9 protein-coding genes are annotated in these 10015 nt (G+C 62.8%); all 9 read left to right on the top strand.

The genetic code is table 11. The features are described 5' to 3' along the window. Positions 1-88: 88 nt before the first annotated feature. Positions 89-280, top strand: coding sequence for a hypothetical protein (locus tag OO306_RS27125; protein ID WP_099430874.1), 192 nt, complete (start codon positions 89-91; stop codon positions 278-280). A gap of 159 nt (positions 281-439) precedes the next feature. Continuing rightward, positions 440-1180, top strand: coding sequence for a flagellar basal body rod protein FlgF (locus OO306_RS27120; protein WP_186679627.1), 741 nt, complete (start codon positions 440-442; stop codon positions 1178-1180). Positions 1181-1226: 46 nt separating this feature from the next. After that, entirely contained in the window at positions 1227-2012 is a 786-nt protein-coding gene (gene flgG / locus OO306_RS27115) for a flagellar basal-body rod protein FlgG (RefSeq protein ID WP_238215402.1), read from the top strand. Between the two features lie 48 nt (positions 2013-2060). Then, a complete protein-coding gene (gene flgH / locus OO306_RS27110) occupies positions 2061-2756 on the top strand; it encodes a flagellar basal body L-ring protein FlgH (protein WP_016488460.1) in 696 nt (231 codons plus the stop codon). Between the two features lie 6 nt (positions 2757-2762). After that, positions 2763-3878, top strand: coding sequence for a flagellar basal body P-ring protein FlgI (locus tag OO306_RS27105; RefSeq protein WP_265970326.1), 1116 nt, complete (start codon positions 2763-2765; stop codon positions 3876-3878). Between the two features lie 11 nt (positions 3879-3889). Continuing rightward, positions 3890-5044: a flagellar assembly peptidoglycan hydrolase FlgJ gene (flgJ, locus tag OO306_RS27100; protein WP_265970325.1), complete on the top strand. Its 1155-nt coding sequence runs from the start codon at positions 3890-3892 to the stop codon at positions 5042-5044. Between the two features lie 10 nt (positions 5045-5054). After that, entirely contained in the window at positions 5055-7097 is a 2043-nt protein-coding gene (gene flgK / locus OO306_RS27095) for a flagellar hook-associated protein FlgK (RefSeq protein ID WP_265970324.1), read from the top strand. Positions 7098-7110: 13 nt separating this feature from the next. Continuing rightward, positions 7111-8676 (top strand): flagellar hook-associated protein 3, encoded by a 1566-nt coding sequence (locus OO306_RS27090; RefSeq protein ID WP_265970323.1) that lies wholly within the window; start codon positions 7111-7113, stop codon positions 8674-8676. Between the two features lie 295 nt (positions 8677-8971). Beyond that, complete coding sequence (locus OO306_RS27085; protein ID WP_265970322.1) at positions 8972-9901, top strand: ketoacyl-ACP synthase III; 930 nt, start codon at positions 8972-8974, stop codon at positions 9899-9901. Positions 9902-10015: the final 114 nt, after the last annotated feature.

Here is a 10015-nt window from a genome sequence, read left to right as displayed (position 1 = left end):
CTCCTACAGGTCGACGCGATCCTTGTGGGAGCGGCCTTGCGTCGCGAAAGGGCCGCAAAGCGGCCCCAAAATCCCAAAGGTTTACCCGATGAAAAGGCTGCTGCTACTAGCGCTTCTCCCCATCCTCGCCATGGCCCCCTTGCTCGCCGCTGCCCCCGCCCCCTTCTACCAATGGCAAAGCCTGGCCACCGGCCGTTTCATGTGCTCGGCCACCAACCCAGGCGAAGGCTGGATGCGCTTTTCCGGCCCCTACAACAACGCCGGTTGCCGGACGTACTGAACGCTGCCTTGCCGCTCGCGGCAAACATCCGCCGACAAACTGACGGTTTTTGCCTCTCGGCGCGCTGCAACCCCTGAATTCATTGGTTTGCGGACCTGGTTCGATTATTGCTTATCCCTGCTCAGTGACAGCGCGGCAGGTACGCGCATAGGAGATGCTGTGGACAAGATGCTTTACGTGGCCATGACCGGCGCTAGCCAGAACGCGCTGGCGCAGAAGGCCCATGCCAACAACCTGGCGAACATTTCCACCAACGGCTTCCAGCGCGACCTGGAGCAGGCGCGCTCGATGCCGGTGTTTGGCGACAGCTTTCCGGCGCGCGCGTTTGCCATGACCGAGCGCCCGGCCACCGACTTCAGCGAAGGCCCGATGGTCGAGACCGGCCGCGAGCTGGACGTGACTGTGACCGGCAAAGGTTTCATCGCTGTACAGGCACCGGATGGCAGCGAAGCCTACGTGCGCACCGGCAGCCTGAACATCGACGCCCTGGGCGTGCTGCGTGCCGGCAACGGCATGCCGGTGATCGGCAACGGCGGCCCGATTGCCATTCCGCCAGAGCAAAAGGTGGAAGTGGGTGAGGACGGCACCATCAGCATCCGCGCCATGGGCGAAGACCCGCGCATGATGGCCGAAGTCGACCGCATCAAGCTGGTCAACCCCGACATCAAAAGCCTGACCAAGGGCCTGGACGGCATGATCCACACCACCAATGGCCAACCGGCGGATGCCGACGTCAACGTGCGCGTGGTGTCGGGCTTCCTGGAAGGCAGCAACGTCAACGCCGTCGAGGAAATGACCTCGGTGCTGGCGTTGTCCCGTCAGTTCGAACTGCACGTCAAGATGATGAACACGGCCAAGGAAGGCGACGAAGCCATGGCTCGGGTTTTGCAAATCGGCTAATCACATTTGAACGGGTGCCGTAAAACAGGCGCACGAGGAGAACAGCATGCTTCCGGCTCTTTGGGTCGCTAAAACCGGCCTGTCCGCCCAGGACACCAACCTGACGGTCATTTCCAACAACTTGGCCAACGTCTCGACCACCGGCTTCAAACGTGATCGCGCCGAATTCCAGGACCTGCTCTACCAGATCAAGCGTCAACCGGGCGCCCAGTCGACCCAAGACAGCGAGCTGCCTTCGGGCCTGCAGGTGGGTACCGGTGTGCGCATTGTCGGCACCCAGAAAAACTTCACCGCCGGCAGCCTGCAGACCACCGAAAACCCGCTGGACATGGCGGTCAACGGGCGTGGCTTCTTCCAGGTCTTGCAGCCGGATGGCACTGTTTCCTACACCCGCGACGGCACCTTCCACCTGAACTCCGATGGCCAGATCGTCACCGCCAACGGTTTCGCCCTGGAGCCTGCCATCGTCGTGCCGAACGACGCGCAAACCTTCACCGTCGGCCAGGACGGCACCGTGTCGATCACCACGGCCGGCAACCCGGCGGCGCAGGTCATCGGCAACATCCAGACCGCCGACTTCATCAACCCGACCGGCCTGCAAGCGATCGGTGACAACCTGTTCCTGGAGACCGCCGCCAGCGGCGCGCCGCAAGTCGGCACCCCAGGCCTGAACGGCTTCGGCACCACCCTGCAGCAGACCTTGGAAAACTCCAACGTCAGCACCGTGGAAGAGCTGGTGAACATGATCACCACCCAGCGTGCCTACGAGATGAACTCGAAAGTCATCTCTACCGCCGACCAGATGCTGTCGTTCGTCACCCAGCAGCTGTAAGCCCCTGATCCCGGCCCCGTAGCCCAGATACACCGTGAGGTAAGCGTCATGAATCGTCTGTTGTCCGTCTTCGCCCTGGGGGGAGCGGTGTTGTTGGCAGGTTGCGTCGGGCCGACGCCCAAGCCCAACGACCCGTACTATGCGCCGGTGTTGCCGCGCACCCCGTTGCCGGCGGCGGCCAACAACGGTTCGATCTACCAGGCCGGTTTCGAACAGAACCTGTACAGCGACCGCAAGGCCTTCCGGGTCGGTGACATCATCACCATCACCCTTAACGAGAAGACCTCGGCCAGCAAGAACGCAGGTTCGCAGATCCAGAAGAACAGCAAGGCCGACATCGGCCTGACCTCGCTGTTCGGCAGCACGCCTAACACCAACAACCCGTTCGGCGGCGGTGACCTGTCGCTGGAGGCCGGTTACAACGGCGAGCGCGCCACCAAGGGCGACAGCAAGGCCACCCAGGGCAACACCCTGACCGGCTCGATCACCGTGACCGTGGCTGAAGTGCTGCCCAACGGCATCATCGCCGTGCGCGGCGAGAAGTGGCTGACCCTGAACACCGGTGAAGAGCTGGTGCGCATTGCCGGCATGATCCGCGCCGATGACATCGCCACCGACAACACCGTGCCGTCCACCCGCGTGGCCGATGCGCGCATCACCTATTCGGGCACCGGCTCGTTTGCCGATGCCAGCCAGCCCGGGTGGCTGGACCGCTTCTTCATCAGCCCGCTTTGGCCTTTCTGAGTACAGATGACCATGTTCAACGTGAGGCAGCTGATTGCCGCAACCCTGCTTCTGTCCTGCGCCTTCGCGGCCCAGGCCGAGCGCTTGAAAGACATCGCCAGCATCTCTGGTGTGCGTTCCAACCAGCTGATCGGCTATGGCCTGGTGGTGGGGCTCAACGGCACGGGTGACCAGACCACCCAGACGCCGTTCACCCTGCAGACCTTCAACAACATGCTGTCGCAGTTCGGCATCAAGGTGCCGGCCGGTTCCGGCAACGTGCAGTTGAAGAACGTCGCGGCGGTGTCGGTGCATGCCGACCTGCCGGCGTTCGCCAAGCCGGGCCAGGTGGTGGACATCACCGTTTCGTCGATCGGTAACTCCAAGAGCCTGCGCGGCGGCAGCTTGCTGATGACCCCGCTCAAGGGTATCGATGGCAATGTTTACGCCATCGCCCAGGGCAACCTGGTGGTGGGCGGCTTCGATGCCGAAGGCCGTGACGGTTCGAAGATCACCGTCAACGTTCCGTCGGCCGGGCGAATTCCTGGCGGCGCCAGCGTCGAGCGATCGGTGCCGAGCGGGTTCAACCAGGGCAACAGCCTGACCCTGAACCTTAACCGCCCGGACTTCACCACGGCCAAGCGTATCGTCGACAAGGTCAACGAACTGTTCGGCCCCGGCGTTGCCCAGGCTGTGGATGGCGGGTCGGTACGCGTCAGTGCGCCGATGGACCCGAGCCAGCGCGTGGACTACCTGTCGATTCTGGAAAACCTCGATATCGACCCAGGCCAAGCCGTGGCGAAAGTCATCATCAACTCGCGTACCGGCACCATCGTCATCGGCCAGAACGTCAAGGTGTCGCCGGCGGCGGTCACCCACGGCAGCCTGACCGTGACCATTACCGAAGACCCGATCGTCAGCCAGCCGGGCGCGTTCTCCAATGGCCAGACCGCCGTGGTGCCGCGTTCGCGGGTCAACGCCGAGCAGGAAGCCAAGCCGATGTTCAAGTTCGGCCCAGGCACCACGCTGGATGAAATCGTCCGCGCGGTGAACCAGGTCGGCGCGGCACCCGGCGACCTGATGGCGATCCTTGAAGCCCTGAAACAGGCCGGCGCCTTGCAGGCCGACCTGATCGTGATCTGAGGACGCCGCGCATGAACAGCAAAAGCTTGGTGTCTGGCAGTGCCGACAGCGGCGCCTACACCGACCTCAACCGCCTGAGTTCGCTCAAGCACGGCGACCGCGACAGCGAAGCCAACGTGCGCAAGGTGGCCCAGGAATTCGAGTCGCTGTTCATCAGCGAAATGCTCAAGGCCTCGCGCAAGGCCAGCGATGTGCTGGCCGACGACAACCCGATGAACACCGAAACGGTCAAGCAATACCGCGACATGTATGACCAGCAGTTGGCCGTGAGCATGTCCCGCGAGGGGGGCGGTATCGGCCTGCAGGACGTACTGGTGCGCCAGTTGACCAAGAGCAAGAGCACGGCTGGCGCCACCAGCCCGTTTCCGCGCAGCGAGGGCAGTGGCCCGGCACTGTGGGGCAACAAGGTGGCCGAGCCTGCGCATGCCGCAGAGACCGGCGCAGCGCGCAATGACGTCGCGGCGCTCAATGCGCGGCGCCTGGCTTTGCCGAGCAAGCTCACCGACCGCCTGCTGGCAGGCATCGTGCCGTCGGCTGCGACCACCAACACCACCAGCGTGCCGGCCCGTGACGGCCAGCAAGTGGCCAAGGCCTTCGCCGTGCCAGAAAACGGCCTGCGCATTGTCGGGCGTGCCGTCGCCCAGCCGCCGCTGGCGCCGAACAAGGCCTTCGCCGACAGCGACGCCTTTGTCGCCACCATGCTGCCGATGGCCGAGCAGGCCGCCAAGCGCATCGGTATCGACCCGCGTTACCTGGTCGCCCAGGCGGCCCTGGAAACGGGCTGGGGCAAGTCGGTCATGCGCAACACCGACGGCAGCAGCAGCCACAACTTGTTCGGCATCAAGGCCAGTGGCAACTGGCAGGGCGAGCAGGCGAGGGCGATCACCAGCGAGTTCCGCGATGGCCAGTTCGTCAAGGAAACCGCAGCGTTCCGTTCGTACGATTCCTACCAGGACAGCTTCCATGACCTGGTGAACCTGTTACAGGGCAATTCCCGCTATCAAGGTGCGCTGGACGCGGCCGATAACCCTGAGCAGTTTGCAAGAGAGCTGCAAAAAGCAGGTTATGCGACCGACCCGGGCTATGCGAAGAAGATCATCAGCATCGCCCAGCAAATGCAAGCAACCCCGCAATACGCCATGGCTGGCAGAACTACGAATCTATAAGGACTAAAACATGTCGAGTCTGATTTCGATCGGTCTGAGTGGCCTGGGTGCCAGCCAGGCGGCACTGTCGGTAACCAGTAACAACATTGCCAACGCCGCCACCAGTGGCTATTCGCGCCAGCAAGCGGTTCAGGTTGCGGGCCCTTCGCACAACATGGGCGCGGGCTTTCTGGGTACGGGCACCACGCTTTCGGATGTGCGCCGGATCTACAGCGCCTACCTGGACAATCAGTTGCAGACCGCGACCTCGCTGCAGGCCGACTCTGTGGCGTTCCAGGACCAGATCACCAGCGTCGACAAATTGCTGGCCGACCGTGATACCGGCATCAGCTCGGTGCTGACCGCGTTCTTCTCGGCGTTGCAGACCGCTTCGGCCACGCCGGGTGATGTCGCTTCGCGGCAGTTGCTGCTGACCCAGGCGCAAACCCTGAGCAACCGCTTCAATGCGGTGGGCACTCAGCTGACCCAGCAGAACGAAACGATCAACTCTCAGCTCGGCACGCTCGCAGGCCAGGTGAACAAGCTCACCAGCAACATCGCCGAGTACAACAAGCAGATCGTCGCGGCCACCGCCACCGGCAATACCCCTAACAGCCTGCTGGATGCGCGCAGCGAAGCCGTGCGCCAGCTCAACGAGCTGGTCGGGGTCACGGTGCAGGAGCGCGACGGCAACTACGACGTCTACCTGGGCAGTGGCCAGTCACTGGTCACCGGGGTCAAGGCCAACACCTTGTCGGTGCAGCCAGGTGTGGCTGACAAAAGCCAAGCCAGCCTGCACATCAACTACGAGTCGTTCAGCTCCGACGTGACCTCGGTGGTGACCGGTGGCACGATCGGCGGCCTGCTGCGCTACCGCCAGGACGTGCTGATGCCGTCGATGAACGAGCTCGGCCGCGTGGCCCTGGTGGTTGCTGACAGCATCAACAGCCAGCTGGGCCAAGGCCTGGATGCCAACGCCCAATTCGGCAGCGCGCTGTTCTCCAGCATCAACAGCGCCAGTGCATTGGCCCAGCGCAGCCTGGCTTCGTCGAGCAACAGTGCCGGGTCCGGCAACCTCGATGTGACCATTGCCGACAGCGGCGCGCTGACCACGTACGACTACGAAGTGAAGTTCACCAGCGCCAACCAGTACAGCGTGCGCCGCTCCGATGGCACCGACATGGGCAGCTTCGACCTGAACGCCGACCCGGCCCCGGTGATCGACGGCTTCAGCCTGGCGCTCAAGGGCGGTGGCCTGGCCGCGGGGGACAGCTTCAAGGTGATCCCGACCCGTTCCGCGGCGGGCAACATCTCGACCATCATGACCGATGCCAACAAGCTGGCCTTTGCCGGGCCGATCAGCGCCACGGCGGGCAGCGGCAACGGTGGCACTGGCACCATCACCCAGCCGGTGCTGGGCGATTCGCTGGACATCTACGGCGGTGCCGATACAGCGCTGGTGCAGCAGGCGATTCGCGACTCGATGCCGGTGCGCGTGGTGTTCGACGCCGCCAACGGCGGTTCCCAAGGCTACAAGCTGTTCGATGCCAAGGGCACGCAGATCGGCACCGGCAGCGTGGTGCCTGGGCAGGACAACAAATTGTCCGTCGCCGTGCCAATGCTCGATGCCGCTGGCCAGCCGATCCTTGATGGCGACGGCAAGCCGCGCAGTTTCAATGTCGAGACCACCATCGGCGGCAGCCCGTCTGCCAACGACAGCTTTACCCTGTCGTTCAATGCCGACGGCAAGGCCGACAACCGCAACGCTACCTCGCTGCTGGAGCTGCAGACCAAATCGACCGTGGCCACCGGCTCTGGCGGTGGCACCAGTTTCACTTCGGCCTATGCCTCGCTGGTCGAGCGCGTGGGGGCCAAGGCCAGCCAGGCCGCCATCGACACCACCGCGACCCAGGCCGTGTTCAAGTCTGCCGCCGAAAGCCGCAGTGCGGTGTCGGGGGTCAACCTCGATGACGAGGCGGCCAGCCTGGTGAAGTTCCAGCATTACTACACCGCGTCGTCGCAGATCATCAAGGCGGCGCAAGAAACCTTTTCGACCTTGATCAACGCCCTTTAAGGAGTAGCTGGCCGTGCGTATTTCTACTGCTCAGTTTTATGAGACCAGCGCCAACACCTACTCGAAGAACTTCTCGGACACGGCCAAGACCACCGAGCAGATCACTTCCAAGTCGCGTATCCAGACGGCGGGCGATGACCCGGTCGGTGCCGCACGCCTGCTGTTGCTGCAGCAGCAGAGCGCGCTGCTGGACCAGTACAACGGCAACATGACCACGGTCAAGAATGCCCTGCTGCAGGAAGAGAGCGTGCTCTCGACCATCAACGATGCCCTGCAGCGTGCCAGCGAGCTGGCACTGGAGGCGGGTAACGGTGGCAAGAGCGATGCCGACCGCGCATCGATCGCCAGCGAGATCAAAGAGATCGAGGCGAACGTCTTCGGCCTGCTCAATTCCCGCGACGCCAATGGCGACTACATGTTCGGTGGCTCCAAGTCATCAACGCCGCCTTACGTGCGCAATAGCGACGGTACCTACAGCTACCAGGGTGACCAGACCCAGCTCAGCCTGCAGGTCTCCGATACCTTGAGCCTGGCGACCAATGACAGCGGTTTCAGCATCTTCGACCAGGCGACCAACAACAGCCGTACGCAGTCGAGCCTGCAGGCGCCGACCCCGGACGATGGCAAGGTGCTGTTGTCCGGTGGCCTGATGACCTCGGCGAACACCTACAACAACCAGTTCGCCGGCGGCCAGCCGTACACCATCACCTTCACCAGTGCCACCGAGTACAGCGTCAAGGATGCCACCGGCAAGGACATCACCAGCGAAACTGCGAGCAACGGCAAGTTCGACGTCAACACCGAAGGCGGCAAGATGATTTCGCTGCGCGGTGTCGATTTCGAGATCAACCTGAACCTGCAGGAAGGTGACGATGCCGACGCGGCGGTGGCGGGCCATGTGTTCACCCTCGAAGCCAAGCCCGACACCCTGAATGCCACGCGCAGTGCGGGTAACCCATCGACCGCGCAGGTTACCGGCAGCAGCATCGCCGATGCCGATGCCTATCGCAGCACCTTCCCCAGCAATGGCGCGGTGATCAAGTTCACCAGTGCGACCGAGTATTCGCTGTATGCGCAGCCGTACAGTGCCGACAGCAAGCCGGTGGCCTCGGGCACGGTCGGGGCGGGTAATGCGGTTACGGTGGCGGGCGTGACCTTCCAGCTCGACAGTGCGCCTGGCGAAGGTGACCAGTTCGCGGTGACGGCCAACACGCACCGCACGCAGAACGTACTCGACAGTCTCGGCCAATTGCGCACGGCGCTGGGCAAGCCGGTCGACAGCCCGGAGGCGCAGGCAGCGCTCAAAACGGCGACCGACTCGGCGATCTCCAACCTGGCCAGTGCCCGTGAGCGTATTGACATTACTCGCGGTTCGATTGGTGCGCGGGGTAACTCGCTGGAGATCCAGGAGCAGGAGAACATCAGCCTGGGCCTGGCCAACAAGACCACCCAGAGCGCCATTGGCGATACCGACATGGCGTCGGCGACCATCCAGCTGACCCTGCAACAGGCGATGCTCGAGGCCTCGCAGCTGGCGTTTGCGCGGATTTCGCAGTTGAGCCTGTTCAACAAGCTTTGATTCTATTGTGAGTTTTTGGGGCTGCTTTGCAGCCCCAAAATCCCTCAATCCCCCCGCAAAACCCTCCAGTCTCCACACCCCTCGCCAGGCTTTCGTAGCATTTCAATGTGACCAATGAGTCAAAACGGTCATCTTCCCTGTATTCTATGCAGCAGCTGTTGCAGCATTTTGTTACCGGTTTGCATTCGAGCGAGGCTGCCAGGCCTTGCTTGCCCCCTGTGGGGTGACGCTCCGGTATTTGGCGCCCTCAATTCATCGAGTGGTGGTCTTTGGCTGTTTTCATTGGGAAGCCAGAATGATTGGCATCAAAAGCATCGCGAGTTACGTGCCCACCGCTGGCCTGGACAACTACGTCCAGGGTGCGAAGTTCGGCAAGGACGAAGAGTTCATGTTCGGCAAGATCGGCGCGTCCTTCCTGCCGCGCAAGGCCGAAGACCAAGAAACCTCGGACCTGTGCGTCGAAGCGGCCAAGGCCCTGTTCGCCGCCAACCCTGACCTTGATCCGCAGTCGATCGATGCGTTGATCGTGGTCACCCAGAACGGTGACGAAGAAGGCCTGCCGCACACGGCCGCCATCGTCCAGAGCAAGCTTGGCCTGTCGACCCGCGTGGCGGCGTTCGACGTGTCGCTGGGCTGCTCGGGTTACGTGTATGGCCTGTATGCGATCAAGGGCTTCATGGAAGCGGCAGGGCTGAAGAATGGCCTGCTGATCACTGCCGACCCGTACTCGAAAATCGTCGACCCGGAAGACCGCAACACCACCATGCTGTTCGGTGATGCCGCCACGGCCACTTGGATGGGCGAAAATGCAGTGTGGAACCTGGGCCAGGCGCGTTTTGGCACTGACGGTTCTGGCGCGGAGCACCTGAAGGTCAACGATGGCAAGTTCTTCATGAACGGCCGCCAGGTGTTCAACTTTGCCCTGATCAAAGTACCGGCGCACCTGCATGAGCTGCTCGACGCCAGCGGGCTGACCTCGAAGGATATCGACGCCTTCTGCATCCACCAGGGCAGCGCGGCGATTGTCGATGCCGTGGCGCGCCGCTTCGAGGAAGAAAACCCGGAGAAGTTCGTCAAGGACATGTTGGAGACCGGCAATACCGTGTCGTCCAGCGTGCCGCTGCTGCTGCAGAAGCACATGCTCGATGGTAACTGGAAGCGTGTGGCGATCAGCGGGTTCGGTGTGGGCCTGTCGTGGGGCTCGGCGATTCTCTATCGCGACTGACCTTCAGTAGCCTAAAAAAAAGCGCCCGGCGGCCACCGCCCGGCGCTTTTTTTGTGCCTGCCGGGTGTGGGTCCATGGATGATTCAAAATCCTTGTAGATCCAGCGGTAGGAAG

The organism is Pseudomonas sp. DCB_AW (genome assembly GCF_026240895.1).
Taxonomy (GTDB): domain Bacteria; phylum Pseudomonadota; class Gammaproteobacteria; order Pseudomonadales; family Pseudomonadaceae; genus Aquipseudomonas; species Aquipseudomonas kermanshahensis.
This window is presented reverse-complemented; position numbering and strand designations above follow the sequence as displayed.

Excerpts from the sequence above, each read along its gene's own strand:
- OO306_RS27085 (WP_265970322.1), top strand. The coding sequence starts at position 8,972 with ATGATTGGCATCAAAAGCATCGCGAGTTACGTGCCCACCGCTGGCCTG.
- OO306_RS27125 (WP_099430874.1), top strand. The coding sequence starts at position 89 with ATGAAAAGGCTGCTGCTACTAGCGCTTCTCCCCATCCTCGCCATGGCC.
- flgK (WP_265970324.1), top strand. The coding sequence starts at position 5,055 with ATGTCGAGTCTGATTTCGATCGGTCTGAGTGGCCTGGGTGCCAGCCAG.
- flgJ (WP_265970325.1), top strand. The coding sequence starts at position 3,890 with ATGAACAGCAAAAGCTTGGTGTCTGGCAGTGCCGACAGCGGCGCCTAC.
- flgG (WP_238215402.1), top strand. The coding sequence starts at position 1,227 with ATGCTTCCGGCTCTTTGGGTCGCTAAAACCGGCCTGTCCGCCCAGGAC.
- OO306_RS27105 (WP_265970326.1), top strand. The coding sequence starts at position 2,763 with ATGACCATGTTCAACGTGAGGCAGCTGATTGCCGCAACCCTGCTTCTG.
- flgH (WP_016488460.1), top strand. The coding sequence starts at position 2,061 with ATGAATCGTCTGTTGTCCGTCTTCGCCCTGGGGGGAGCGGTGTTGTTG.